This is a genomic window from Kribbella sp. VKM Ac-2568 (genome assembly GCF_004345365.1).
GTDB lineage: Bacteria > Actinomycetota > Actinomycetes > Propionibacteriales > Kribbellaceae > Kribbella > Kribbella orskensis.
In genome coordinates this window covers 1-26040 of sequence record NZ_SLVF01000007.1, presented here as the reverse complement: position 1 = coordinate 26040, position 26040 = coordinate 1, and the positions used below count along the sequence as shown (strand labels likewise).

Here is a 26040-nt window from a genome sequence, read left to right as displayed (position 1 = left end):
GGTGGAGGTGATGGGCCGCTTCTGCGGTGAATGGCCCATGATCGTGGGATCGGAATGGACCAGGGGCGCGGGCCTTCCGCGCCGTACCGTCGAAGCATGATCGTTTTGGACGACCTCGTGATTCCTGACACGGCCGCCTCGTCGGCGGCCTTGGAGATTGCCTCCGCCTACCAGTCCTCCGCCTTGCTGAGCCACTCGCGCCGCGTCTACGTGTGGGCGGCTGCCTACGGCAGGCTGCACGGCATCCCGTACGACGCCGAGCTGCTGTTCGTGGCTGCGATGTTCCACGACATCAGCCTGGTGCCGGAGTTCGACAGTCACTCCGTCTCCTTCGAGGAGGCCGCCGGCCATATCGCCCGGGTGTTCACCGCCGGTGCAGGCTGGCCGCGCGAACGCCGCGAACGCCTCGGCGAAGTCATCGTCAGGCACATGTGGCCCGACGTGGACGTAGCCGGCGATCCCGAAGGTCACCTGATGTCGCGGGCGGCGGCGTTGGACATCGTGGGGAAGAACATCGACGACTTCAGTCCTGCCTTCCGGGCCGAAGTACTCCAGCAGCACCCCCGTCTCGGGCTCGCTGACGAGTTCCTCGCCTGCTTCCAGGCTCAGGCCGAGCGCAAGACCGGCAGCTCCGCCGCACGCGCAGTGCAGTCCGGCCTCAGCACCAGAATGGCCGCCAACCCTCTCGACGCTGCTCAGTACGGCGAGGTCGAGGGTGGTTAGTGGTGGATGGGGGTTTTGACCAGGCTCAGGGGGCGGATCTGGTTGAGGCCGGCGCGGGTGGCGATGATTTCGGCGCAGATGGAGACAGCGGTCTCCTCTGGGGTGCGGGCGCCGAGGTCGAGGCCGATCGGGGCGTGTAGGCGGGTCAGGGCCTCGTCGGTGACACCCTCCGCGCGGAGGCGTGCAAGCCGGTCGCGGTGAGTGCTGCGGCTGCCCATCACGCCGAGGTAGCCGACATCGGTGTCGAGGGCGGCGACGATTGCCGGGACATCGAACTTGGCGTCGTGGGTGAGAATGCAGATCGAGTCCCGGCTGGTGAGGTCCGGGCCGATCCGGGCCAGCAGTCGTTGGGGCCAGTCGACGACGACCTCATCGGCCGCTGGGAAGCGGTTCGGGGTGGCGAAGATCGGCCGCGCATCGCAGACCGTGACGGAGTACTTCAGTAGCTTGGCGGCGTTCGTGAGCGCGGCGGCGAAGTCGACGGCGCCGAAGATGATCATTCGGGGAGGGGCGGCGAAGGACTCGATGAAGACGGTCACCTCGTCGTGCTCCGGCTCGCCGTGCGCTCCATAGTGACGGATTCCGGTGGCTCCGGCGGCCAGGGCGCCGAGAGCGTCGCGGCTGACAGCGTGGTCCAGTCGGGGATCACCCAAGGTCCCGACACATTCGCCCCGATCGGGAACGAGAAGCTTCTTGCCCGCTCCAGGTCCTTCGACGACGGTGGCCAGCGCGATCGGTTGCTCGGCTCGCAGCGCCACCGCCAGTTCGTCGTACAAGGTTGTCACCAGTCGAGTGGTTCGACGAAGACCCGAATGGTGCCGCCGCACGTCAGTCCGACCGAGAACGCCTCGCTGTCGGAGTAACCGAAGGTATGGACCGATCGCGCTCCGGTCTCGAAGACCTCCTCGGCCGCTGTCACCAGCGCACCCTCGATGCAGCCGCCCGAGACCGAGCCGGTCACCTCCAGCCGGTCATTGATCGCCATTGCCGCGCCGGGCCCGCGCGGACCCGAGCCATCCACGTCGACAACCCGGGCGATGACCACTGCGCAGCCATCGGCGCGCCAGCGATCGATGTCGTCCAGCAGATCCCGCATGCGAGCCTCCTCCCGCGGTCGACGGTAGCCGGACCGGGCCACTCGCCGGGGTCTCCGCGATCAGTTGGTGTCCGCTCCGCCTGCGCACCTAAGCGTTGTCTTAGGTAGCCGTTGACACATCGATGGAACAGGCGGTGCGATCAGCACACAACCTCCTGAAGGAGCCCCGTATGCAGGTTCCAGCGCCCTTCGAATACGAACGTGCGACGAGTGTCGATCAGGCCATCGGATTGCTGGAGCGGTTGGGGAGCACGGCTCGGCTGGTCGCCGGCGGCCACAGCCTGCTGCCGATGATGAAGCTCCGGCTGGCCAACTTCGAGTACCTGATCGACATCAACGACCTCCACGGCGAGCTCGGGTACGTCACGGTGGAGCCCGGCCAGGTCAGGGTCGGGGCGCTGACCCGGCACCGCGAGTTGCTCGAGTCGGCGGAGCTGGCGGAGGCCTTCCCGATCTTTCGCGACGCGGAGAAGGTGATCGCCGACCCGGTGGTCCGCAACCGCGGCACGATCGGTGGCTCGCTGTGCCAGGCGGATCCGTCCGAAGACCTCTCAGCCGTCTGTACGACGCTCGACGCGAGCTGCGTGATTCGCGGCCCGTCGGGGGAACGGGTCGTCACGATGGACGAGTTCTACCGGGGGCCGTACGAGACTGCCGTGGGGGAGGACGAGATCTTGATCGAGATCCGTCTGCCGATTCGCCCGGGTGGATCGAGCGCCTATCACAAGGTTGAGCGGCGCGCCGGTGACTGGGCCGTGGTATCGGCGGGTGCAGCGGTGTGGCTCGAGGACGGCGTCATCAGCGATGCCCGCGTCGGGCTGGCCGCGGTCGGGCCGAACACCACCGGCATCCCCGCGATCTCGGAAGCACTGCGGGGCAGTCCTCCATCGGAGGACCTTTACCGCCGTGCGGGAGAGATCGCCGCCGCCAGCTGCGACCCGGTGACGGACATGCGCGGCAGCGCGGAGTACAAGCGGCATCTGGCCGATGAGCTGACCCAGCGGGCGCTGCGGACCGCGGTGGACCGGATCAACAGTGGTCCCCGATCTCTGGAGGAGAGCTGATCATGCAGGTCACGATGACCGTGAACGGCGAGGAAGTGGCCGCCGAGATCGAGGGCCGGACGCTGCTGGTGCATTTCCTCCGCGACCAGCTCCGGCTGACCGGGACGCACTGGGGCTGCGACACCAGCAACTGTGGGACGTGTGTGGTCTGGATGGACGACGAGCCGGTGAAGTCGTGCACCGTGCTCGCGGCGATGGCCGGCGGCCACGAGGTCCGCACCGTCGAGGGGCTCGAAACCGAGGATGGGCTTGACCCGGTCCAGGAGGGGTTCATGCAGTGCCACGGGCTGCAGTGCGGATTCTGTACTCCGGGGATGATGATGACGGCCCGCGCACTGCTGGACCGCAATCCCGATCCGGGCGAGCAGGAGATCCGCGAGGCGATCTCTGGGCAGATCTGCCGCTGTACCGGCTACGCCACGATCGTCCGCTCCGTTCGCTGGGCCGCTACCCACCCGAACGGTGTCGACCAGAACCAGCCCGAGGCAGAGCCGGCCGACCTGGAGGTTCCCGACCCGGCGACCGAGGCAGTTCCGGAACGTGCAGGGAGCATCACATGACCACGCTGGATGCCCGCCCGGTGGACAAGTTCGACGACAACGATCAGAAGCCGATCGGCCACGGACGGATGCTGCGCAAGGAGGATCCGCGCTTCATCCGCGGGCTGGGCAAATACTGCGACGACATCCAGCTGCCCGGCATGCTGCATCTGGCGATCCTGCGGTCGCCGGTGGCCCACGCCCGGATCGTCAGTGTCGACGTCACTGCCGCCCAGGCTCACCCGAAGGTGAAGGCAGTGATCACTGGTGCCGACCTGGCGGAGAAGGGCCTGGCTTGGATGCCGACCCTGTCGAACGACGTCCAGGCGGTACTGGCCACTGACAAGGTCCGCTTCCAGGGCCAGGAGGTCGCCTTCGTCGTCGCCGAGGACCGGTACGCCGCTCGCGACGCGCTCGAGCTGATCGATGTCGACTACGACATCCTCGCCCCGGTCATCGACGCCCGTACTGCGTTGTCTGCCGACGCCGCGGTGATCCGTGACGACCTGGAAGGCAAGACCGACAACCATTGCTTCGACTGGGAGACCGGCGACGAGGCGGCCACCGAGGCGGTGTTCGCCAAGGCCGATGTGGTGGTGAAACAGGACATCGTCTACCCCCGGGTGCATCCGGCGCCGATGGAGACCTGTGGTTGTGTCGCGGACTATGAACGAGTCGACGGCAAGCTGACACTGTGGACCACCAGTCAGGCTCCGCATGCCCATCGCACGGTCTACGCGCTCGTCTCGGGACTTCCGGAGCACAAGATCCGGGTGATCGCGCCGGACCTCGGCGGCGGCTTCGGCAACAAGGTGCCGATCTACCCCGGCTACGTGTGCGCGATCGTCGCGTCACTGGTCCTCGGCAAGCCGGTCAAGTGGATGGAGGACCGGTCGGAGAACCTGGTCAGCACCGGCTTCGCCCGCGACTACATCATGCAGGGTGAGATCGCCGCGACGAAGGACGGGAAGATCCTTGCCATCCGCACCAATGTGCTCGCCGACCACGGGGCGTTCAACGGCACCGCGGCCCCGGTGAAATACCCCGCCGGCTTCTTCGGGGTCTTCACCGGCAGCTACGACCTGGAAGCGGCGTACTGCAAGATGACCGCGGTCTACACCAACAAGGCGCCGGGCGGTGTCGCTTATGCCTGCTCATTCCGGATCACCGAGGCGGTCTACCTGGTTGAGCGAATAGTCGACTGCCTGGCCTACGAGCTCGAGATGGATCCGGCCGAGCTCCGGCTGAAGAACTTCATCAGACCCGAGCAGTTCCCGTACAAGAGCAAGACCGGCTGGGTCTACGACTCCGGCGACTACGCGACGACGATGCGGTTGTCGATGAAGATGGCCGGGTACGACGAGTTGCGGCGGGAGCAGGCCGAGAAGCGTGCGCGGGGCGAGTTGATGGGGATCGGCGTCGCCTTCTTCACCGAGGCGGTCGGCGCGGGGCCTCGCAAGGACATGGACATCCTCGGTCTCGGCATGGCAGACGGCTGCGAGTTGCGGGTCCACCCGACCGGCAAGGCGGTCGTACGGCTGTCGGTGAAGACGCAGGGACAGGGGCATGAGACGACGTTCGCGCAGATCGTCGCCGAGGAGATCGGCATCCCGCCGGCCGACATCGAGGTCGTCCACGGCGACACCGACAACACACCTTTCGGGCTGGGCACCTACGGCAGCCGATCGACGCCGGTGTCAGGAGCGGCCGCGGCCCTGGTCGCGAGGAAGGTGAGGGACAAAGCGAGAATCATTGCCTCCGGCATGCTCGAGGTCTCGGTGGCCGACCTGGAGTGGACCAAGGGTTCCTTCCACGTCAAGGGCGACCCGACGAGCGCGGTGACGATCCAGGACATCGCGATGCGGGCGCACGGCGCTGGTGACTTGCCCGACGGCATCGAAGGTGGGCTCGAGGCCCAGATCTGCTACAACCCGGAGAATCTCACCTACCCGTACGGCGCCTACATCTGCGTGGTCGACATCGATCCCGGGACGGCCGAGGTGAAGGTCCGCCGGTTCATCGCGGTGGATGACTGCGGGACCCGGATCAACCCGATGATCATCGAGGGGCAGGTCCACGGCGGCCTCACCGACGGGGTCGGGATGGCCTTGATGGAGATGATCGCGTTCGACGAGGAAGGCAACTGTCTGGGCGGATCGCTGATGGACTACCTGATCCCGACGGCCCTGGAGGTGCCGGACTGGGAGACGGGCTTCACTGTGACTCCGTCGCCACACCACCCGATCGGCGCCAAGGGCATCGGTGAGTCGGCGACGGTGGGGTCGCCGCCGGCCGTCGTGAACGCGATCGTGGATGCGCTGAAGCCGTACGGCATCCGGCACGCCGACATGCCGCTGACGCCGTCCCGCGTCTGGGACGCCATGCAAGGCCACCCGACCCCACCGGTGTGAGCCGGCGATGACTCAGCGAGTGGCGAGCAGGGTGGCCGAGCTGACCGGCGCCCGGGTGCCGTTCGTCCACGCCGTGGTCGTCCGAGCCGAGAGCCCGACCTCGGCCCGGCCGGGTGACGACGCGATAGTGCTCGCGGACGGCTCGCTAGAGGGCTTCGTCGGCGGTGTCTGCACGGAGGGCTCGGTCCGGTCAGCTGCACTTTCGGCTCTGACCGACGGTCAAGCGGTTCTGCTCCGGATCCTGCCGGAGGATGCAACTGGATTCCCGGATGTCCCCGGGGCCAGGGTCGTCACCAATCCTTGTCTGAGCGGAGGTGCGGTGGAGATCTTCCTGCATCCTGAGATCCCGGCAGCACTGGTGGGAGTCGTGGGGGACACCCCGATCGCCGAAGCGATCGCTACGGTCGGGGCGGCGGCGGGTTTCGCGATCGACCGGTTGGACGGCAAGCCCCCGGCCCCAGGAACCACGGCTGTCGTCATTGCCGGTCTAGGGCGCGACGAACTCGGTCCGATGCGGGCAGCGCTGGATGCCGGGGTCGGCTATGTGGGCCTGGTTGCCAGCGGCAAGAGAGGAGAGGCCGTACTGGCCGAACTCGGCCTGTCCGACGAGGAACGGTCCAGGGTCCGTACTCCGGTCGGCCTCGAGCTGGGCGCCGAGACGGCGGGGGAGATCGCCCTGTCTGTCCTGGCCGAACTGGTCCGGGCGATCCGGGTGGACAACCTGCACCCGACGGCCGACGTAGCTCCTGTCGCGCCTGTCCAGGTGATCGATCCGGTCTGCGGCATGACCGTGGTGGTTACCCCAGAGACTCCCCACCTGGTGGTCGACGGAGTCGAGTACTGGTTCTGTGGAACCGGGTGCCGGGACGCCTACGCAGTACAGGTCGCGGGTTGAGACGCGGTGTTCGTCACAGGCCTGGTTCTCGCGGCGGGTGGCTCGCGACGCTTGGGCGAACCGAAGCAACTGCTGCCGTACGGCGCCAGCACTCTGCTGGATTCGGTCCTCCGAACCGCTCGGGAATGCGACTTCGACCAGTTGATCGTCACGCTGGGCGGAGCCGCCGGCCAAGTGCGTGACCAGGTGGACCTGAGCGGCGCCGAGATCGTGGAGAACACAGCGTTCGGTACAGGTTGCTCGTCGTCCCTCGTGACGGCTCTGGCGGCAGTGGATCCGCGATCGGACGGGATCGTGTTGCTGCTCGGCGATCAGCCGGGAGTCACCGATGCCACCGTCCGGTCACTGGTAGGGCACGCTCGAACCGCGATCGGCGTCAGCCGGTACGACGATGGGCGCGGGCATCCGTTCTGGTTCGGGCGGGAGGTGTTCGGCGACCTGGCCGGCCTCCACGGGGACAAGGGGGTCTGGAAGCTGATCGAGTCCGGCCGCGGTCCGGTCACGGAAGTACGGGCCTCGGGCAACATTCCGCTGGACGTCGACGACTGGGACGGCTACCGGGCTCTGCTGGCGCGGGGGGCGGAGACATGACAGGACTCGCCGGCGGCCCGTTCGCCGACCCCGAGGAGGTGATCAGCCGCCTCGACGCGGTCGATCATCTGGTCGACGAGGGGACCGCGACCGCCCTGTTTCTCGCGTCGACGCTCGGACAGCCGTTGCTGCTCGAGGGAGAGCCCGGTGTCGGCAAGACTGCTTCGGCGATCGCCCTGGCAGCAGCGGTCGAGGCACCTCTGATCCGGCTGCAGTGCTATGAGGGCCTGACGGTGGGGGAGGCCCTCTACGAGTGGAACTACCAGCGTCAGTTGCTGGCGATCCGGCTGGCCGAGTCTCGCCACGAGAAGCTCGCGGACGCGGATCTGTTCACCGAGGAGTTCCTGTCCGAACGGCCGATCCTGCGCGCTGTCCGCGCAACAGGTCCGGTTCCGCCAGTTCTGCTGGTTGACGAGATCGATCGCGCTGACGACGAGTTCGAGGCACTGCTGCTCGAGTTCCTCGGGGAGGCGTCGGTGACGATTCCCGAGCTCGGCACGTTCACCGCGGCGCGCCGGCCGTACGTCGTACTGACGTCGAACCGGAGCCGCGAGCTGCATGATGCGCTCCGGCGGCGCTGCCTGTATCACTGGATCGAGTTCCCGGAGCCCGCACGGGCGGTCAGGATCGTGCGCCGCCGGGTGCCGACGGCGAACCAGGCGCTGATCGCGAGTGCGACCGAGTTCGTCGGCAGAGCTCGTGGGCTGGACCTCGACAAGGCGCCAGGACTGGCCGAGACCATCGACTGGGTGTCGGCGCTCACGGTGCTGGGTGCCTCGTCGCTCGGCCGCGAGGACGGCCTGCGCACGTTGGGCGCGATCGCCAAGACGCCAGACGACCGGGACGCGATCGCCGAACTGTTCGAACCGATCGAAGGGGTCCGATGAAGGTCACCGACGAGTTCACCGTCAGCGTGCCGGTTGAGCAGGCCTGGCGAGTACTGACCGATCTGGAGGGCATCGCCCCCTGTATGCCGGGGGCGCAGCTGACCGGGTTCGACGGCGAGACCTATCAGGGCAAGGTGCGCGTCAAGCTCGGTCCGGTGATCAGCGACTTCTCCGGCACCGCCCGGTTCGCCGAGAAGGACGACCAGGCGTACCGCGCGGTGATCGATGCCCGCGGCAAGGACTCTCGCGGCGCGGGGAATGCGTCCGCGCTGATCAGCGCCGGGTTGCGCGCCGACGGCGACAAGACGGTGGTCAGCATCGACACCGACCTGAAGATCTCCGGCAAGGTCGCCCAGTTCGGCAGCGGCATGATCAAACAGGTGTCCGAGAAACTCCTCGGCCAGTTCGTCGACTGTCTGGAAGCCAAACTCGCCGCAGATGATCTGGGCCGGACCGAAGAGGGACCAACCGCCGCCCCTGGGCAAGCAGCTTCTGTTGTGACGCCACCGGCTGAGACCTCGCCATCGCCGGCAACCGCCGCGCAGGGGGCTGGAGGCGGCAGCGTGACGAACGCGGAGGAGCCTGCCGCGCTTGATCTGATGCAGGTCGCTGGGGGCTCGGTGGCGAAACGTCTGCTGCCTGTGCTGCTCGGCGTCGTCGTTGTGTTGGCGGTGATCGTCTATCTCGTCGCCCGCTGAGTCTGTCCTGCTCCGCGCGATCGACCGCGCGGCCTTCGCCGTGGCTTTGTCCCAGCGGCTTCGTGGCGCCGGCATCGCGGTCGATCTCACCGCCACCGAGACCTTCAGCCGTTCTCTGGCGGTGCTGCCACCGATCGACCGGGGACGGCTCTACTGGCTGAGCCGGATCACCTTGGTGCGCGACGAGCGCGATCTCGCGGCGTACGACGCTGTCTTCGCCGCCGTGTTCGCCGACGCGATGCTCCCGGTGGATCCAAATGCCCGAAGGCAGCCGCGCAGTACCGCCGCCGGCGCGAGCGATGTCAACGTGAAGGTCCCGGCGACTGGTTCCGCTGAGCAGGATGGTGCTGGACTGCCTTGGGTCACCTTGCCCGCGGTGACCGGGTCGGCCGCGGAGACCGACCTGGCACTTGGTATTCCTGAGCGCCTCCCGAGCCGGTTGACCGGTCTGCTCGACACACCCTTCGACGAGCTCGACCCTGCCGAGCTCGCGGCGGTCGGCGCTTGGCTGGAGGAAGCACGAAACCACTGGCCGACCCGCCGCAGCCGCCGCTTGGTACGTCGTACGTCGGGGCGCAGGATCGACCTACGAGCCACTCTCGCCACAGCACGGCGTACCGGGTGGGAGCCGTCCGAGTTGGTCCGCAAAGGACAGCTGGACAAGCCGCGGCGGCTGGTGATGGTTTGCGATGTCAGCCAGTCCATGCAGGCTTTCACCCGGACCTATCTGCATCTGATGCGTGCCGCGACAGTGTCGGCCGACGCCGAGGTGTTCGCGTTCGCCACCACGCTGACCAGACTCACGACAGTGCTGGCCCACCACGACGTGTCGGTCGCCATGCAGCAGGCGACGAACCTGGTCGCGGACCGGTTCGGCGGGACCCGGATCGCCGGGAACCTGCGGACGTTGCTGCGGTCGCGGCATGGGACGGCGGTGCGGGGAGCCGTCGTCATCATCGCCTCGGACGGCTGGGATTCCGATGATCCGGAACAACTCGGTCGAGTGATGGCCAGGTTGTACCGGCGCGCCTATCGGGTGATCTGGATGAACCCCCGTGCGGCGGCTCCCGGCTACCAGCCGCTGGCCGGTGGGATGGCCGCGGCCCGGCCGTACTGCGATGAACTGTTGTCGGGGCACACCCTGCGTGCATTGGAGGAGGTGGTCAGCTCCACAAGGTGACGTGGATCGACGGGCGGAAGTGGCCGACGTTCACGCCTGAGCCGCGGAGCATCGCCTGGGTGGCTCGGGGAGTAGTGATGAAACGGGTCAGCTCCGCGGCCGCGGGGACGAGGGCATGGCTCGGCAGCGTCATCGCGTTCCAGACTCCGGCCGCGGTCAGCCCGCGTCCCGTGAGAATCGTCAAGCGGCCCCCGGCCACATCATTGGCCGCCGCGGACGAGAGCGTCACGGCGATTCCGCCATCGCGTTTGGCCTCGTCGATTGCCGCGGCATGACTCTGGAAGATCTGTTGCCGGCTTTCCGGGATCTGGAGCCGGCGGAGCATCGCTGTCACCACGCCGTCGGTGACCGCGGACGGGCCGAGCAACCAGGTCTGTTCGCGGAGCTGAGCCGGTCGTGCCGGGACTGCCGAAACCGGATGGTTGACCCCGGCAACCGCCACGATCCGGTAGTTCAGGAAGGCGACCCGCCTGATCGAGTCAGGCAACCCACTGGGCACGGGGCCGAGCGCCACATCGACCACGCGATCCGACAGCAGGGCGGCGAATTCGCGTGGGTGGTGCACGCTGAGCTCGACATCAAGGTCGTTGGCACGGCCCGCGAACAACTCGATCAGGCCGGGTGCCGCATGCTCCGCGAAGAGGGTGGAAGCTGCCAGCCGCATCATCCTCCGGCCGCGGCCGGCCTGGCTGACCTCCAGGATGGTCCGGTCCTGCAGTCCGAGCAGCTCAGCGGCGCGGCTCGCCAGACGAAGGCCACCCGGCGTGAACGCGAGGCCGGAGGCGGTGCGGGTGAAGAGTTTGTCGCCGAGTTCCTTGCGCAGTTGACCGACGTGCAAAGAGACCGCCGCCTCGGTGACGCGGAGCTCTGCGGCAGCCGCCTTCACCGACCCGAGCCGGACGACCGCCGAGAAGGCACGAAGCTGAGTAGGAGTCACAGTGCCGTCATCGTAAAGCCGCGCCGCCCCGTTGGATCGCGACACGAAACCCCCTCCGCAGATGCGGGGGAATAGAGTGCAGTCCGCCGCACCTGCGAGTGCTGTACTGCGTGCCTGATTCGGGGGTCCTTGAATCGTGGCGTTGGCGATCCTATGGAGTCAGAGAGGCTTTGGGGTCGAAGTCGTTGGCAAGCACTCGTCGGAACCCGGCCAGCAACGGCCTGGCCTGAATGAGGCCGTCGGCCGCAGCGGCAGGATCATCGCGTTCCAGGGACAGGAGCCAGTAGCGCTGGGCTCTGACAAGGTCTCGGACCGCCTCCGACGCAGCGGCCGAGCCCACGATCTCAACGGTGGAAGCACTGGAGGTCACCCGAGCGAGCAGATCCTTGAGACCAGGAAGTGCGGCGCCGTCGACCAAGGGCGCCATATCTGGCAGCTCGGGTGAGGGTTCTCCGGTTTTCGCGGAGTGCTCGTCAAACAGTGTCTGCAGGTCGACATTCGACTTGAGCGCGCCCAACTCATGGGGTGCCGGCGTGAAGAGATCCAGTCGCGAGTCGAACTCGGTGGCCAGGGCGAGGCAAACGGAGTACGAGGCAAGCATCTGCTTCTGGGCTTCCCGCCGATCTTCGTGGTCGAGCTCCGCGCGTCGGCTGCGGCTCGAAAGGGACTGGCTCAGAGCCACGCCGACGAGTGCGAAGAAACCGGAACTGAGAGCAAGACCTACCTGAGCGCCGGTACCGAGGTCAGCCATTTCATCAATCTAGCCAGGGCAGAGTCAAAGTGGGGGACCTTGCTGGCCGTGTCGCGCGTGCCGATATCAACCCTCCACAGCGCCTCGAGCGGGCTCGAGTTTCGTTACCGGACTCTGTGCCGACGCTGCACACGTCGCAATAGCCGGCGCTACTGTCGCCTCATCACCTGCGGACGGGAGGCACCACCATGGAGATGCTGAGCGGCGAGCAGATCACCGCGGCCGGTCTGACGGATTGGCGGAAGCTTGGTCAGGGGCTGCATGCCCGGTTCGTCAGCAGGGACTTCCGCGCGGGTGCTCAATTCATCAGCGCCATCGCCGACGCCGGGGAAGCCGCGGGGCATCATCCTGAGGTTCGGATGGACACATCTCGGGTGGACCTGAAGCTGATCAGCGACGACGCGATCTACCGCGATGACGCCGGCACCGAGCATCAGGTCGAGTGGGTGACCCAGCAGGACATCGACCTCGCGCGGCGGATCAGTGAGATCGCCGCCGAGCAGTCGCTCGCCGCGGATCCTGGCTCCATCACGGCGATCGAACTGGCGCTGGACACCGCGAACGCCACCAGCCTGGCGCCGGTATGGTCGGCGCTGCTGACCGGCGGGACAGAGGCCCAGGGCCGAGGGACCATCGGCGACGACGTACGCGATGCCACGAACCGGGTACCGATCCTGTGGTTCCAGGACACCGATGCGCACCCGACTCCACGGCAGCGGTTCCACGTCGACGTCCAGGTGCCGTACGACGTCGCCGACCAGCGCATCGCCGCCGCGGTCGCCGCGGGCGCCACCATCGTCGACGCCAGCCGGGCGCCGTGGACCACCATCCTCGCCGACCCAGATGGCAACAAGGCCTGCATAGGCACCTTCCAGCCGTCGGCCGAACAGCAATAACACGGCCCGTTCGTTCAGTGGTCCAGCGCTCGCAGCTCGTCGATGCTTTCGTCGATCAACCGCGCCGACGGACCGAGCCGTGCCCCGATTCCGTTGGGCACGGCTTTGGCGTCGACGTGGGCTGTGGTCCGGGTTGTCGTGCGCGCAACGTCCGGTGGTGGGTCACCGAACGATACCGGTGACAGCAGAACCGTTCCCTCCACAGTCAGGAGTCGCACTCCGAACAGCCGGGCGACCAGCGAGGTGTGTACGACGGCGCCGCCGGCCAGGGTGCTAGTTCCGGCTGGTCTCGTCCAGATAGCTGTCGAGCCCGTTGCTCTCCCCCCGTCGGGAAGGAGGCTTACCGCGTTGCCGGCGCGCCTCGTCGAGCCGCTGCGACGCCCTCTGGACCGATTCGACAATCTGTACATAGCGTTCACGTCCCGCCTTGGCTCCCAGCACGTACCCCACGCCGAACACCGCGAGACTGCGCAGCTTCATTTCTTGTCCTTCTGCCGCCGCGAGGAGACCACCGCGCTGGCCGCGCTCATGCCGATCGCCGCCGCGGCGGCGGCGAGGCCGTTGCGTACAGCCCCACGGCGCATCGCGGTCGTAGCGCCGGTCGCAACCGGCTCGACCAACTTCTCCCACCGGCTCTTCCTGTGCAACAGTCCCATGGTCGTCTCCACTCCTGGCTATCGCCGCTTTGATCCGGTCGAGCGTTTGAGGGCGGTCACCAGCTCGGTCTTGTTCATCGCCGACCTGCCCTTGACGTCCTCGGTGGTGGCAAGGTTCAGCAGGTCCGTCTTGGTCATCTCGCTGAAGTCGACAGTGGTGCGTTGAGTCCGTCCGTTCCGCTTCGGCTGGACGCGGGCGCGAGATCGGACCTTTTCGGCCTCGGCCACTCGTTCGTCGGCGCTCCTGGCTTCGCGATCGGCGTTCGCAGCAAGCTGCGCGGCCTGTCGGTGTGCCTCCTCGGCGGCTGCCTTCGTCGCCTCGGTGGCCTCGTCGGCCAGCCGCCTGGCCTCCGCGAGGCTGGCCGTCGCTTCGGCCATTGTCTGCTTTGCCTTCGACTGCGCGGCCTCCGCCTCCTCGCGTGCCTTCGAGACCCGGTCGTCCGCCTCCGCCTTCGCCCGTTGCACTACGCGGTCGGCGTCTGCCTGTGCAGAAGCACGGGCCCGCTCGACCCGCGCATCGGCCTCACGGCGGGCTTCGGCGACCTTCTCGCTGACCTCCTGAGTCTGCTCCCGCTCGACCTCACGCACGTACTCTCGGCACCGCTCGGCGACCTGACGCGCCTCGTCGCTGCGCGCCTTCGCCTCCTCGGCCTCGTGTACTGCCGCTTCCTCCGCCTGTTGGGCCTCGTCGGCCGCGGCTCTGGCTCGTTGGAGCCTCAGCTCGATCGAGTCGCCCACTGGCAGCACATCCATGACAGAAGCTCCTGCGTGGCGAGCCATGTCCACGAGGCCGCCTCCCGCCGCCTGGGTCGCGCTGCCAGCTGCGTCCTTCGTCGCTTCCAACGGCGTCAATGCCTTCGACAGCAGCCAACTCGTATTCCGGGGTAAGTCCTTCACCCCTGTGCCCCAGGCCTTCACGAGCCTGCCCGCTGCGCCTGTTCCGGCCATGTCCCTGCCTCCCTGATTCTGATCATGCATCTCACGACCACGTACCAGGCCCCCAGCCAATCCGCCGGTACCCGGCGACCGGCGACACAAACACGCGTGGCGATAGCCACCTCACCGTGGTCGGAAGACAACGCAACCGGCCGCCGCTGTTACCCGGGCCGAAAGTGCACTTCCGCCCTGGATGTCGACCGGTGGTCGCTGCCGATCAGCGATGAGTCGGCTGGACGGCTCACGTCGTTGGCGGGTCAGCGCGAATCGTCTTGAGGTCGTGTTCCGACGGTGTCGACGAGTTCCTGGGCGATCTTGTTGAGTCTGACGTTGCGGTGCTGGGACAGCCGGGTGAGAAACGCGAAGGATCTTGCATCGCTGAGCTGGTAGCGCTCCATCACGATGCCGATGGCCTGGCCGATCGTCCGGCGAGTCTTCAGCGCCTCCTGAAGGTTGTGCACTTCGCGGGCATACTCGATCGCGATTGCCGCCTGATGGGCGAACAGCGGGCCGAGCGTGCCGAGATCCTCGAACGCGCCGACCTTGGTGGCGTACAGGTTGAGAGCGCCTTGGGATTTGGGCGCCTCGTACAGGCGAAGCCCCGCCTGGGCTCGGATACCTGCCTTCGATGCCTCCGCGGCGTACTTCGGGAAGCGTTCATCGGCGACCAGATTCGGCGAGATGACGTGCGCCGTGTCCACAGCCGCGTCGTAGCAGGGCCCTTCGCGGAACTCGTACTGCGCGGCGTCGAGATCCCAGAGGAGATCGGCGGTCGGTGCGAATGTCTCCAGCTTGCCGTCGCCGTGCAGCACCGTGATGCTGGCGTACTCCACGTCGGGCAACACTTCGACGGCCGCCGCGGTGATCCGACCGAGCGTATGGTCGAGATCACCAGGAGTCAGCGATTCGACCAGCCTGCGCGCTGTGACGACCAAGCGTTCGTCGTTCATACCCGCCGAGTGCCCACAAGCGGCTCGCCCCAACCGGCGACGGACGCGCACCAAGCTCAGCATGGTCGCGCAACGTGTGTCCGACATCTGCAATTCCGCGTACTGACCGTGACGAATGTTCTCCGGAAAGTAGGGCACCGTGGCCCTCACGGGCGCCGGCTGGCCAATGAGTTGGGTCGACACCCGAGGTTTCCGGTGTTAAGCAGCCAGCACCGGAAGCCGCTTGAGCCACGATGAGCCGCAGCCCCGGCATTACCTGGCTGTGTCGCCTAATTGGTGGCGCGGACTGTGCTAGGCCAGGAAAACAAGGTCGACACCACGAAGGTGCCCTCGGTCACGTGGTGGGAGACCTGGAATTCGAGGTGGACGAAGCCGACATCGTCGGGCGTGAACACATGGGTGCTGTAGCTGCGGTCGCTCCCGACGCGGCGGTTCACCCCAGCTCGCCAGTCCGCTGCAGCGGCGGCGGGGAAGCCCCACTCGGCCGCGTACTCGGCGATGAGCCGCTGGGTGGCATCGGCGTCGAGGCCGGCCGCCGGTGGCTGCACCATCAGCCGGTCGGGATCGCTCACCGGTGTCGAACTCAGCATCACCGCCTCCGCCGCCTGCGTGCGGTACATCCGCCCGCCTGGCAGTAGCACGCTGAGATCAAATGGCCGGCGGTTGGGATTCATCCAGACCCGGCTGTCCGAGTCCGTGTCGAACCCAGCCGAGGCGCGGCCGGGTGGGCTCGTCAGATCGATCGTCCGATTCTCGGTCAAGGCCTCTGTCAGCGGCTTCGTCGGTGGGATCGCGGAGACGCCTCCAGTTCCGCCGGCGCTGACGTCCACGTCCCACCGGGTGAAAGCACCAGTGATGAGGCGGCTGGCGCGTTCGAGGAGCCGCTGGCCGACCGCGCGCTCGGACACCGGCGTGCCGGCCAGCTTGCGTGCCTCATCCGCGTGCTCCCGGACGAAGGCGAGGTACTTCGGCAGCGTGTCGTCCTCGATCAGCTTCCAGCGGTTCGCGAACACGGCGATGTTCCCGTTGGCCAGCGGTGTTCGCACGCTGATCACGGCTCGCGGCAGGTGCGCGACCAGCGCGAACGGGAACCGCTCAGGGAAAGAGTGGACACCGGGTATCGATGGTGCGCCGACGAGCGTCAGCAGATACGTGAACAGCATCCCCTCCGGCCGATCGTGCCGCAGCATCTGGAGGTAGAAACGGTCGATGATGTCGAACTGCTCGCGGAACAGCAGAGTGCGGTTGCCGCGAGCGATCAGCGTCGCATCGTTCATCGTCTGACCGCGGTCGATGTCCCGCCAGGCCTCGAGGGTGGCCACATCGATGATGCGCAGCTGGTAGAGCTCCTGGATCTTGGGCAGACCGCCGGCGACGTACGCCTCGTGCATCGTCGCCTGGTCCTCGAAGATCTTCTTCTGCATCCGGAGGAATGTCGTCGCATAGAAACCCAGATCGGCCACGCTGTACCCGGTCAGGTGTCTCACCGGCCGCCCGAACACAGCCATGGCCAGCTTGCGGGCGGTGTCCGGAAGAAATCCGAGATCCTTGAACCCGGCGTAGAACGACGGGCCGATCAGGCTCGCCATCCCAGCCCACTCGAGGTGCGAGTGCGCCAGGAACAGCTTGCCGTAGTAGTCATACACAGCCTCGACCGTCCGCCGGTTCGCGGCGAAACCACGCGCGGGCCGCCAAGTCGCTCGATCGACCCCCGCGCTCTGGAGCGCACGATCGAGCCAGGCTTCCTTCACCACATGAGCTTCCACAGACATTTCGTCCCCCCGGACCTCACAGCGCCCAAGACTCTCCACTTGCCTCAGATCCTCCTCTCCAGCCGCCAACCTGTGAAGTTCGTAGCTGACAGTGCGGCCGGGCGGAGCGGCTGTGGGTACGGATCCTTTCGTCAGTTCCTCATTTGATCGGGGCGGTTACTCGACGAGGTAGACGGCGTAGGACGCCCCGTTGGGCCGGCGGCCGGCGACGACGGTGAACACACCGAGGTTGAGCCAGTTCAGATCCGGTTGAGCGGTTTCGATCTGTGCGGTGGCGCGGAAGACATACTCCGAGGCGTCGACCTCCGCGCCGGCCGCTAGCCGTGCGAGCACCTCGGGCGGTCCGTGGCGTACGGCGCGCATCTGCAGGTAGAGGTTGGCTCCGGATGTGGCGTGCAGGCCCATCCGGATGTCACCGACGCTGGATCCGTCCGGGTTGATCGTCTGCCAGTCGCCACTGATGCCCGGTACGACGTTCCCGGTCAGTTCCGAGCCGGTGAAGGTGCCGCCGACATGGGGCACGATTCGGCGTCGCCGGCCGTCGGCGGATTGCCCGAGATCGACGGGCGTGCCGATGACGGCGTCGATGTGGAAGACCAGACGAAGCTTCGGGGGTGGTAGTGGTGTGATGGTCATGATCTGAACCTCCGTCTATGCGTTGGATGCCTCCGCCGGTACTGAAAGCGGCGCCGTCCTGCTCGAGCACTGCCAGAGCCGACGGTCAGCCAGTCAAGCAGCTGAGCGTTCCCGAAGTACTGCTCGGCGCTGGATCTGTGCGACTTTCTGGTTCTCAGCAGAGAGGAATCTGGTCCCAGCGATGCCCCGACGGGCCGGCGCCATGGTGGATCTGTACGCAGGCCGAGACGGTGTGGTGATCGCCGGTCCGTGCGGCAAGTTCCATTAACGCATCTATATAGGCCCGCCTATACTTGTGTCGTGGTCGAACACAGTGCCGTTCTCGGTGAGACACTCTTCGCGATAGCCGGCGTCGTGATCCGGCGCCGGGACCGCAGCCTTGGTCTGACCGCCGCGTCGACGCTGGCCACGTTGGAGCGCACCGGCCCGCGGCGGTTGACGGACCTGGCCGTCAACGAGGAAGTGACCCAGCCGTCGATGACGGCTCTGGTGACTCAGCTGGAAGGGCTCGGCCTCGCCGAACGCCGCCGCGAGCCCGCCGACGCTCGGGTTGTGCTGGTCGCCATCACGCGGGCCGGACGGCAGCACCTTCGCGCGATGCGCCACGCCGGCGCGGCGGTGCTCACGGGGTTGATCGACAAGCTCGACCAACAGGAAGCCGAAGCGCTCGATGCGGCGCTGCCGGCGCTGCTCCGCCTGACCGAGCTTGCCGCCGAAAGTCAGGACAGCCACACCGGCTGACCATCCGTATCAATGAGGTGATCGCATGAGCCAAGACGCCGCCGTAGAGCGGACACCGAATCCCGCGAGCCCGGCCGACCCCGCACAGATCATCGTCGCCGGAGTGGATGGTTCGCCGACCAGTTGGGATGCGTTCTCCTGGGCAGCCGGGGCAGCCTCGCGCTCCAACGGCAAACTCATCGTCGTCTACGTGATGCCCTTCACCGACCCGGCGGCCATTTACGGCGTGCCGTACGACTACGCCGGCGCCGAGAACCTCAGAGAAGAGGTTGCCAGCGAGCTCAAGGACGAAGCAGAGCTTCGTGCCCGCGAGATCGGCATCTCGATCAGTTTCGTCACAGACTACGGCGACGCCACCCAGACCCTCACTGACATCGCGCGCAAGGTCCACGCCACTCTTGTCGTGGTCGGCCGGTCCGCGAAGATGCGGCACCATCTCGCCGGCTCTCTCAGCCACCGACTCACCTGCCGCAAGGACGCACCCGTCGTCGTGGTCGTGCCCTGATCGTGGGGGAGCGTCAAGTGAGTTCCCGCGCCAAGTCGCTGTCCCGGTTCGCGGTCGAGGGTGATGACCGACGGTACAAGTGGATGGTCCCCGGCTCGTGATCGTCGCATCGAACGGCGTCTTGATGCATGCTATAGGCAACATTCTTGAGCAGATGGAGGCCGACTATCATGGTGCAGCGAACAGAGGTTCTCCTCACCGACGACCTCGAGGGTACGACCATCTCAGCCGGCAGGGGAGGCACGATCACCTTCGCGCTGGACGGCAAGACCTATGAGATCGACCTCAATACCAAGAACAGCAAGGCACTACGCAAGATCTTGGCGCCGTACGTCGAGGCGGCTCGCCCCGTCCGAACCAGCCGCGGTGTGAAGGTCAGGCGCACGCAGGTAGGCGCAGACGTCAGAACGATCAAGGAGTGGGCCCGCGCCAACGGCTACGAGGTCAACGACCGCGGCCGCGTCCCCAACCACATCCGCGAAGCCTTCGAGGCAGCGAACTAGCCTCCGTCGCTGCCGCAGCGGGTGGCGTACCGGGGTCGGACCGGGACGCAGGGGGCGATTCTTGGCCGCCGCCGGCCGAACGCTAGAACCGCCACCGGGCGGGGGCGCGAGGGTCGGGGTGGTAGCCGCAGTACGTGCCGGTGCGGATGGTGCGGCTGAGATGCTCGCCGAGCTGGGGATGGTGCTCAGTCATCCGGGTGATCGTCTGGCGGATCGCGCGGGTCACGCCGGCTCGAGCACGCTCGGACGCGGATGCGGCTCGTCGATCGCGACCACCAAGGCCGAACGCGTGCGCCAGCTCTCGGAGGAGGAAGTCGCGCTCGGCTTCAGCCTGCGTGGCTTGCTCGGCGTTCCCGATGGCGCGCGCCTGCTCGATGTCGTCGTCGATCTCGGCGAGGCGTCGGCGGTACGCGTCTCTCGCTCGTACGTCCAGCATCTCGCCCGCATCGCCGAGTGCCGGTCCCGGCACTCGGGCACCTTGGCTGCTGTCGACCTGCGCACCGCTGTCAATCTCGGCGCCGACGAGATCCAGCACGTGATATTCCCGGCCCGGATCGGCGAGGAGCCGTGCGAGGTAATGCATACCCTTGAGGTCGCGCATGCGGACGGTCTGCGCTTCGAAGACCACGGTCCAGTAGTCACCTTCGCGACGAAAGGTGTTGACGCTCCTAGCCGGTTCGGTGGGTTCGTCGCGGTGCGCGATGTCATCCGCTGGGAGCGCCGTCGGGGCGGCTTCGATCTCTGCGAGGATCGTGCGCGCCGCTTGGTCCTCCAAGACGGCACGGTGCTCGCTCCCGCTGGCGCGGTGGGCTTCGGCGAGGCCCATGCGTGCGACCGCCGCCTCATAGGGCGCGCCGACTTCGTTCCAGAGCTGTACGGCTTCGGAGAAGGACTGCTCCGCGCCCGTCGCATCGCCGTCGGCGAGCCGCACTCTTCCTCGAGCGAGGGCGGCGCCGGCGAACAACGCCTTGCTCTCGAATCGCCCGGCTACGAGTTCCAGCTCGTCGGCGGCCGATCGAGCCCGTTCGTGGTCTCCGGCCGCGATCTCGATCTCGACCTGTGCCTCGAGCAATGGCGCGCGCTGCAGATCGGTGTTCGGGGGCCGCTCCTTCGACGGCATTCGCAAGGGGTGCTCGAGAGCGTCTCGGATGGAGGCAGCCGCAGTGGCCACGTCGCCTTGAGCCAGACGCACCAGCGCGAGATCCGGTTGAGGATCCCATCCGGCGCGATGAGCGGCCAGCAGGGCTTCCGCCGCGCCGACGATGTCTCCCCTGTGAAGTCGGATCCGTCCGAGCTCGTTAAGTGGCCACCCTAGCTCACGTCGCAGGTAGGGGCGAAGCTCCTCGCAGGCCACGAGCGCCTGACTCTCCGCCTCGTCGCACGACCCGCGTAACCTGAGGATCTCGGCGCGGTGGACCCGGCAGCGTCCGTGCAGGCTGCCGATGGCATTCGTCTCGCACCACCGCTCCATCGCCTCGGTCCATTCCTCGGCCACGTCGTACTGCGCTGCGCCCTGAAGCGCGCAGACGAGTTCGCAGTACACGACGCCTGTCGAGAACGGGTCGAGGTCCCCGGAGATCGTCGCCACCCCGGCTTCGTCGAGCAGCGCCAGACCTTGCCGGACATCGCCGTCCAAGATGAGCGCCCGTGCCTCTGCCACTCGTGCAATGGCGAGCGCCGCCGGGTCACACTTCGAACCGACCTCGATGGCGTTCCGGGCCCACTGCCGAGCGCCGGCGATGTCGCCGGTCAGCATCCGCTCATAGCTGCGGACAACCGCGTACCACGCGTGCGCGGGTGTCTTCTGGAGACCTTCGAGAAGCCGCTCCGCTCGTGCCAGCCAGCCGCGCACCGGTGCCATGAGCGCTGTGTCGAAGAGCAGGTGCATCGCGACGCGAACGGCCGCAGCTGCGGCGGCGACCCGGTCATCCGCCTGCACCCACGCCGCGTGGGCTCGCTCCCACGCCTCGATGGTCACATCGAGATGGCCGGCCGCATAGGCGACCTCCCCAAGCAGCGGTAGATCCGCGGACGCCACGAGGCCCTCCGCGTCCGCCTCCATGAGCAGGTCGAAAGCCTCCTGCCAATCACCCCTGGCTGCAGCATCACGGGCGCGTTCGACCAGACCAGGACCAGCGCCGTCGGTCATCGCACGCCTCCCGAATTCGTGGCCGGTCGGAGGTCGGGGGTCAGCCGGCGCCGATCGTAACCGTGAGGGTTACCGCCGTAACCGGCTTGCTCACGCATCCAGGGTGGGGACCACGGGGTCCCCGAGGCAACGAGGCAGTCCGAGGAGGACTCATGACCAACGCTACCGCCACTTCGAAAGATGAACCGACGTCCATGAACATCAAGGACGTCCCGCGATCGGGCACCGTTCGCACGAACGGGCAGGAGCTGTACTACGAGATTCATGGGGACGGGCCGCCACTCGTCCTGCTGATGGGGATCGGATATGACTCATCGCTGTGGACGCTTCAACAGGTCCCAGCTCTCTCTACCCGGTTCCGTGTCGTCCTCCTCGACAACCGCGATGCCGGCCGCAGCGCCCGAGCCGACCGCCCGTACGCCGTCGCGGACATGGCTGACGACGTGGCCGGTCTGCTCGATGCTCTCGCTATCCACCGCACCCATCTGCTGGGCTTGTCGATGGGAAGCATGATCGGGGTGGAGTTCGCGCTGCGTCATGCGGATCGGCTGGATCGGCTGGTGCTGGCGGGTCCGAATGCGGCGCCCGCTCGAAGCGCCGTCGACCCGATCTCGATCTGGAACTGGGTCAGGGCCAACGACTCCAGCGGAGAGGTGTTCGGCAGTCAGCAGTTCACTTGGCTGTTCTCCTCGGCTTTCCTTCGCAATCAGCAGGCGGTGCAGGAGACGATGGCGATGCTGGCGAGCAATCCGAACCCGGTCGAGCCTGACGCCTACGGGCGACAGGCCCAGGCCTACCTGCAGTTCGACGCCCTCGATCGGCTCGGCGGCATCGAGGCTCCCACTCTGGTGATCGTCGGTGAGCAGGATCTGCTGACACCGCCGTGGGTCGCGCGCGAGGTGGCCGACGGGATCCCGCGAGCCCGGTTCGAGATCATCACAGGCGACGGTTCATCCCATGTGATGCCGCTGGAGCGCCCAGAAGACTTCAATCAGCTGGTGATGAAGTTCCTGGCCGAATGACATCTCACTAGGTCGTCTGTCAGCATCGGGACCCCAGCCGCCAGTTCGGCGGTGATCGGCGCGACTGCCTAGAAACAGCGCAGGCGGCGAAGCATCGCTGCCTCGCCGCCGACACGGTCGGCAATCGTCCTGCACGCAGGTCCCCCCGATTGCCGATGGATGGAGTTGCCTCCGCCCAGCCATCCAATCCTTACATCGTGTGAGCAGGTGGGGTCGTTACAGCACTGTCAGTAGTCAAATTGCGGATGGAGCCAGCCTTGTCGATTCCATGAGCCAATGAGCCGGGAGGGCTCATGCCTTGGACTCGATGCGTGTCTGGGTCGAAGCCGGGCCCGCCTCGGCGCGGTACGGCAGCAGGTAGTGGAGCAGCAGGCCGGACAGTGCCGAGAAGGTCACCGCGCCGTAGGCGCCGAAGATCGTGAACTGGTTGTCCACGCTGATCCCACCAAGTGTGGTGGTGGTCCAGCCCAGCGCCCACAAGACGGGCATCGCGACGGCCCATGCCCAACCCATCGGGGTATGCCGTGGCAGGGCCACGGCTTGCGCCACGCCGAGGACGACGCCGGTGAGGGCGCCCATGAGAGCCAGTTCGCCCAACGAGGTGCCGTAATCGACAGTGGCTGCGCCGAGGAGAAGCCCGATGCCCATGCCGATGGCGGTGGCCGGTATCCATCTGCGCGGATCGAGCCGCTTGCGGCTTACCAGCGTCTGCCCGGCGCCGACGACGATCCCCGTGACAATGCCGCCGAGCAACGCGGCGAGCGGATCGTTGACGCGGCCCGCCACCGCGGCACCGGCAAGACCGGCGATGGGGAAGGCGAGGAACCCGGCGGTCCAGATCAACCAGGTACGTAGGAAGGTCGGTGATGCTGCGGATGCGGTCATGGTGCTCAACTCCTGAGGTCGGCGCAGGCCGACCGGCTTGTACTGCGGGTGCTCGTCGCCAGGCCAGCGAGCATTTGTCTGGTGTTCCTGGCGATCAGCGAATACCGCCGTTCACCCGTCTGAGCAGGAGGACACCGAGCACGAGCAGCCACACCGCCCACAGGTAACTTCCGATGAGTCCGCCCAGCTCCCAGACGGGGAATCCGGAGACCGCGGTGGCGAGGATGTCGCCCTGGTTGACGAAGTACAAGGCACTCGCGAGCAGCCCCAGCCAACCGACCCAGGCCGGCATCACCTTGGAGCGCAGGATGATGACGCTGACCGTCACCGACCAGGCGACGCCAAGGAGTTGTCCGAGGTGCTCGCCCAGCAGCGCTCCGCCGTACTGGTGCTGAGCAGTCCAGGCCGCAGCCACCGCCGTACGAGTGGTCGCATCACCACTCATGTAGGAATCCGCCAAGGCTGGTACGACGAAAACCCAACGGAGAAACCCGATCAGCGACAACAAGACAGACGCAGCCCCCAGGTAGGTGGCCACTCGCAGCGCCGCGTCTCCACGACGAGCCAACGCGGTCGGCAGCAACAGGATCGGCACCGCCAGTACTGCGTACGTCCAGGCGACCGCGAACCAGGTCCACACCAGACTCGCCCCACCTGCCGCGAACTCAGGCAGTACGACATCCGGCGGCTGCCGCAGAATGTCAGGCCAGTCGAAGGTGATCGACAACACCGTCGCCGCGATCATGAAAGCCACGGTGGAAGCGATGAACAGAGCCCCGGTCACTCGAGCAATTCTCTGCCGCGACGCGGTCGGAGAGAGCATTTCCGCGATGGACCGCTGTGTTGCGTCGCTCGTGTGCTGCTGACTGCTGATTATGTCCATGCGAACTGCCCCCAGCACGGACACGAAACCGTGGCAACCCTGACGGATCACTTAGCGCAATTCTGACCGCGCTGACCTCAGCATGTTCCTTTCCAGCAGCCCTGTCCATGCTCGAAGATCTCAACGTTGACAGGGGCTGTCCTCCCGAGGATGGTGAGCAGCACGCGACGTACCGCGCTTGTGGCGGGCGTGTTCTTCCCTGCCGCCGAGGTCACTCCGATCCCAGCGCTGCCGCATCTCACCACCCCACCTCGCTGAGGGTGGAACCCAGTACGAAGACCTAAGTTTCATTGAGCAAGGCCGCTTGGAGATGGTTGTGATGGCAACATCTGTGGTGTACCCGGTGCATGTTGATACTGCGCTGGATCCGAAGTCGTCCAGGTGGTTGTGGCTGGTCAAATGGATCCTCCTGATCCCGCACTACGTCGTTCTGCTGTTCCTGTGGCTCGGTTTCGCGGTCGCCTGGGTGGCTGCGTTCTTCTCGATCCTCTTCACCGGGCGCTATCCGCGAGCGCTCTTCGACTACAACGTCGGGGTACTGCGGTGGTCCTGGCGGGTGACCTATTACGGCTACGGAGCACTCGGAACAGACCGCTACCCGCCGTTCACCCTGCGAGAGGTCGAGGACTACCCGGCGCACTTCTCGGTGGACTACCCGACGCATCTGTCCCGGGGCCTTGTCCTGGTGAAGTGGTGGTTGCTCGCCATCCCGCAATACATCATCGTCGGCATCTTCGTCGGCGGAGGAGTATGGGCCGCCAACCAGTCCGACAACTGGCAGTGGAACGTCCTCGGCAGCAATGGTCTGGTCGGCATCCTGGTGATCATTGCCGCGGTCATCCTCGCTTTCACCGGCTCCTACCCGCGTTCGCTGTTCGACCTGGTCGTCGGGATGAACCGGTGGGCTCTGCGGGTAGCCGGCTACGCGGCGCTGATGACCGACGCCTACCCCCCATTCCGCCTGGACCTCGGCGGAAGCGAACCCGTCGATGTCCCCACCTCGGACCCCGCACCAGCACCGGTCGATCCCATGACGCCGACACCCACCACACCCTGACCCGGCGGCCTGCCAGGTGGAGATCTGCCAGAAGTCACTGATGCGGGTGTTCGACTGGTCGGTGGCGCTCGTGGGCTCCAGGGCGATCACCTCGTGCCAATCCCCACCCCTTGAGGCAGCAGCCGACCCATCCCTTGGACGAGTGGCTTCGAAGTTCCTTGTGGTCGGTCGTGCCGTCCCGCGACTGTCCCTGAGCTATCCATCAAGGAACAGGAGACGTCATGTTGGCACTTCTCGGTATGCCGCAGGGAGCGGAGTGGCTCGTCATCCTCGCGATCGTGATGCTGCTCTTCGGGTCGGCCAAGCTGCCGGCGCTGGTGAGGCAGCTCGGCAGGTCGAAGAGAATCTGGGAGGACGAAGTCGGGGCCCACGGCAACAAGACTGATGGTGAGCTCGGCGCCGATACGCGGCCCGCGGAGCGCAGTACGGACGAGCAACTGTCGGCGGAGCCTCTCCCAGATCACCGCGGCTAGAAGACCCCGATGAGTGTCGAGCAGCTCGATCCGGTGGAGGAGGACGCCGGGCGGATGAGTCTGCGCGAGCACATCACGGAGCTGCGCAATCGGTTGCTCAAGTGTGTGGTTGCGATCGTGCTGGGTGCGGTCGTCGGCTGGATCTTCTACAACTGGGCGCTGGATCTGCTGCAGCAGCCGTTCGACACCAGTGTCAAGGAGTTG

At 66.7% G+C, this 26040-nt stretch carries 30 protein-coding genes; 17 read left to right on the top strand and 13 right to left on the bottom strand.

From position 1 onward, the window contains the following. Nucleotides 1–96: 96 nt before the first annotated feature. A complete protein-coding gene (locus EV648_RS20915; RefSeq protein WP_199234733.1) occupies nt 97–723 on the top strand; it encodes an HD domain-containing protein in 627 nt (208 codons plus the stop codon). Here the strand turns inward: EV648_RS20915 and EV648_RS20910 are convergent. Both EV648_RS20910 and EV648_RS44175 read right to left on the bottom strand, forming a co-directional pair. Further along, nucleotides 720–1508 carry an XdhC family protein gene (locus tag EV648_RS20910; protein ID WP_241995434.1) on the bottom strand — a complete coding sequence of 263 codons (789 nt, stop codon included), beginning with the start codon at nt 1506–1508 and terminating at the stop codon, nt 720–722. The two genes, EV648_RS20915 and EV648_RS20910, sit on opposite strands and share 4 nt — an antisense overlap. Then, nucleotides 1505–1819 carry an XdhC family protein gene (locus EV648_RS44175; RefSeq protein ID WP_241995433.1) on the bottom strand — a complete coding sequence of 105 codons (315 nt, stop codon included), beginning with the start codon at nt 1817–1819 and terminating at the stop codon, nt 1505–1507. The genes EV648_RS20910 and EV648_RS44175 overlap by 4 nt, the downstream gene beginning before the upstream one ends. Nucleotides 1820–1989: 170 nt before the next feature. On the opposite strand from EV648_RS44175, the gene EV648_RS20905 reads away from it, so the two are divergent. The 8 genes from EV648_RS20905 to EV648_RS20870 are packed head-to-tail and all read left to right on the top strand — an operon-like array spanning nt 1990 to nt 10084. Further along, on the top strand, nt 1990–2883 hold the full coding sequence (locus EV648_RS20905) for a xanthine dehydrogenase family protein subunit M (protein WP_132294252.1): 894 nt from the start codon (nt 1990–1992) through the stop codon (nt 2881–2883). Nucleotides 2884–2885: 2 nt separating this feature from the next. After that, on the top strand, nt 2886–3443 hold the full coding sequence (locus tag EV648_RS20900; protein WP_132294249.1) for a (2Fe-2S)-binding protein: 558 nt from the start codon (nt 2886–2888) through the stop codon (nt 3441–3443). Continuing rightward, the gene (locus EV648_RS20895) at nt 3440–5833 is read left to right on the top strand and encodes an aerobic carbon-monoxide dehydrogenase large subunit (RefSeq protein ID WP_132294246.1); all 2394 of its coding nucleotides are present in this window, start codon (nt 3440–3442) and stop codon (nt 5831–5833) included. The genes EV648_RS20900 and EV648_RS20895 overlap by 4 nt, the downstream gene beginning before the upstream one ends. Before the next feature lie 7 nt (nt 5834–5840). Then, the gene (locus EV648_RS20890; protein WP_132294243.1) at nt 5841–6728 is read left to right on the top strand and encodes an XdhC family protein; all 888 of its coding nucleotides are present in this window, start codon (nt 5841–5843) and stop codon (nt 6726–6728) included. Nucleotides 6729–6734: 6 nt separating this feature from the next. Continuing rightward, a complete protein-coding gene (locus tag EV648_RS20885; protein WP_132294240.1) occupies nt 6735–7319 on the top strand; it encodes an NTP transferase domain-containing protein in 585 nt (194 codons plus the stop codon). Next, complete coding sequence (locus EV648_RS20880; RefSeq protein ID WP_132294237.1) at nt 7316–8206, top strand: MoxR family ATPase; 891 nt, start codon at nt 7316–7318, stop codon at nt 8204–8206. The genes EV648_RS20885 and EV648_RS20880 overlap by 4 nt, the downstream gene beginning before the upstream one ends. Beyond that, nucleotides 8203–8904 carry an SRPBCC family protein gene (locus tag EV648_RS20875; protein WP_132294234.1) on the top strand — a complete coding sequence of 234 codons (702 nt, stop codon included), beginning with the start codon at nt 8203–8205 and terminating at the stop codon, nt 8902–8904. The genes EV648_RS20880 and EV648_RS20875 overlap by 4 nt, the downstream gene beginning before the upstream one ends. Before the next feature lie 40 nt (nt 8905–8944). Beyond that, nucleotides 8945–10084: a VWA domain-containing protein gene (locus EV648_RS20870; protein WP_199234732.1), complete on the top strand. Its 1140-nt coding sequence runs from the start codon at nt 8945–8947 to the stop codon at nt 10082–10084. On the opposite strand, the gene EV648_RS20865 is transcribed toward EV648_RS20870, so the two are convergent. After that, on the bottom strand, nt 10068–11021 hold the full coding sequence (locus tag EV648_RS20865) for a LysR family transcriptional regulator (RefSeq protein WP_132294228.1): 954 nt from the start codon (nt 11019–11021) through the stop codon (nt 10068–10070). The genes EV648_RS20870 and EV648_RS20865 overlap by 17 nt on opposite strands. 151 nt (nt 11022–11172) lie before the next feature. Continuing rightward, the gene (locus EV648_RS20860) at nt 11173–11772 is read right to left on the bottom strand and encodes a hypothetical protein (protein WP_132294225.1); all 600 of its coding nucleotides are present in this window, start codon (nt 11770–11772) and stop codon (nt 11173–11175) included. 188 nt (nt 11773–11960) lie between these two features. On the opposite strand from EV648_RS20860, the gene EV648_RS20855 reads away from it, so the two are divergent. Beyond that, entirely contained in the window at nt 11961–12668 is a 708-nt protein-coding gene (locus EV648_RS20855; protein WP_132294222.1) for a VOC family protein, read from the top strand. Nucleotides 12669–12941: 273 nt separating this feature from the next. Here EV648_RS20855 and EV648_RS20850 read toward each other — a convergent pair whose 3' ends face one another. The 6 genes from EV648_RS20850 to EV648_RS20825 form a co-directional block, all read right to left on the bottom strand. Further along, the gene (locus EV648_RS20850; RefSeq protein ID WP_132187538.1) at nt 12942–13148 is read right to left on the bottom strand and encodes a hypothetical protein; all 207 of its coding nucleotides are present in this window, start codon (nt 13146–13148) and stop codon (nt 12942–12944) included. Beyond that, on the bottom strand, nt 13145–13324 hold the full coding sequence (locus EV648_RS20845) for a hypothetical protein (RefSeq protein ID WP_132187539.1): 180 nt from the start codon (nt 13322–13324) through the stop codon (nt 13145–13147). The genes EV648_RS20850 and EV648_RS20845 overlap by 4 nt, the downstream gene beginning before the upstream one ends. Before the next feature lie 18 nt (nt 13325–13342). Then, nucleotides 13343–14077, bottom strand: coding sequence for a hypothetical protein (locus EV648_RS20840; RefSeq protein ID WP_132187540.1), 735 nt, complete (start codon nt 14075–14077; stop codon nt 13343–13345). Between the two features lie 440 nt (nt 14078–14517). Then, nucleotides 14518–15393 carry a GAF and ANTAR domain-containing protein gene (locus EV648_RS20835; protein ID WP_158294029.1) on the bottom strand — a complete coding sequence of 292 codons (876 nt, stop codon included), beginning with the start codon at nt 15391–15393 and terminating at the stop codon, nt 14518–14520. Nucleotides 15394–15479: 86 nt separating this feature from the next. Then, entirely contained in the window at nt 15480–16982 is a 1503-nt protein-coding gene (locus tag EV648_RS20830) for a hypothetical protein (RefSeq protein WP_132294216.1), read from the bottom strand. Nucleotides 16983–17138: 156 nt separating this feature from the next. After that, entirely contained in the window at nt 17139–17618 is a 480-nt protein-coding gene (locus EV648_RS20825; protein WP_132294213.1) for a DUF3237 family protein, read from the bottom strand. A 300-nt stretch (nt 17619–17918) separates the two neighbouring features. Between EV648_RS20825 and EV648_RS20820 the strand changes: the two genes are divergently transcribed. From EV648_RS20820 to EV648_RS20810, 3 genes are all read left to right on the top strand, one after another. Continuing rightward, on the top strand, nt 17919–18359 hold the full coding sequence (locus EV648_RS20820) for a MarR family winged helix-turn-helix transcriptional regulator (protein ID WP_241995432.1): 441 nt from the start codon (nt 17919–17921) through the stop codon (nt 18357–18359). A gap of 25 nt (nt 18360–18384) precedes the next feature. Next, nucleotides 18385–18864 (top strand): universal stress protein, encoded by a 480-nt coding sequence (locus EV648_RS20815; protein WP_132294210.1) that lies wholly within the window; start codon nt 18385–18387, stop codon nt 18862–18864. A 170-nt stretch (nt 18865–19034) separates the two neighbouring features. Next, complete coding sequence (locus EV648_RS20810) at nt 19035–19367, top strand: Lsr2 family protein (RefSeq protein ID WP_132294207.1); 333 nt, start codon at nt 19035–19037, stop codon at nt 19365–19367. Between the two features lie 82 nt (nt 19368–19449). Here the strand turns inward: EV648_RS20810 and EV648_RS20805 are convergent, their stop codons facing one another. Next, nucleotides 19450–21516: a transcriptional regulator gene (locus EV648_RS20805; protein WP_132294204.1), complete on the bottom strand. Its 2067-nt coding sequence runs from the start codon at nt 21514–21516 to the stop codon at nt 19450–19452. A gap of 152 nt (nt 21517–21668) precedes the next feature. On the opposite strand from EV648_RS20805, the gene EV648_RS20800 reads away from it, so the two are divergent. Continuing rightward, the gene (locus tag EV648_RS20800) at nt 21669–22538 is read left to right on the top strand and encodes an alpha/beta fold hydrolase (protein WP_132294201.1); all 870 of its coding nucleotides are present in this window, start codon (nt 21669–21671) and stop codon (nt 22536–22538) included. A 291-nt stretch (nt 22539–22829) separates the two neighbouring features. On the opposite strand, the gene EV648_RS20795 is transcribed toward EV648_RS20800, so the two are convergent. Next, nucleotides 22830–23432 (bottom strand): hypothetical protein, encoded by a 603-nt coding sequence (locus tag EV648_RS20795; protein ID WP_132294198.1) that lies wholly within the window; start codon nt 23430–23432, stop codon nt 22830–22832. Nucleotides 23433–23517: 85 nt separating this feature from the next. Further along, nucleotides 23518–24207 carry a DUF4386 domain-containing protein gene (locus EV648_RS20790; RefSeq protein WP_199234731.1) on the bottom strand — a complete coding sequence of 230 codons (690 nt, stop codon included), beginning with the start codon at nt 24205–24207 and terminating at the stop codon, nt 23518–23520. 418 nt (nt 24208–24625) lie between these two features. On the opposite strand from EV648_RS20790, the gene EV648_RS20785 reads away from it, so the two are divergent. The 3 genes from EV648_RS20785 to EV648_RS20775 all read left to right on the top strand — a co-directional run. After that, nucleotides 24626–25363, top strand: coding sequence for a DUF4389 domain-containing protein (locus EV648_RS20785; protein ID WP_132294192.1), 738 nt, complete (start codon nt 24626–24628; stop codon nt 25361–25363). 221 nt (nt 25364–25584) lie between these two features. Next, entirely contained in the window at nt 25585–25836 is a 252-nt protein-coding gene (locus EV648_RS20780) for a twin-arginine translocase TatA/TatE family subunit (RefSeq protein WP_132294189.1), read from the top strand. A 9-nt stretch (nt 25837–25845) separates the two neighbouring features. Beyond that, nucleotides 25846–26040: twin-arginine translocase subunit TatC (locus EV648_RS20775; protein ID WP_241995431.1), on the top strand; the 195-nt coding region annotated here is incomplete at its 3' end.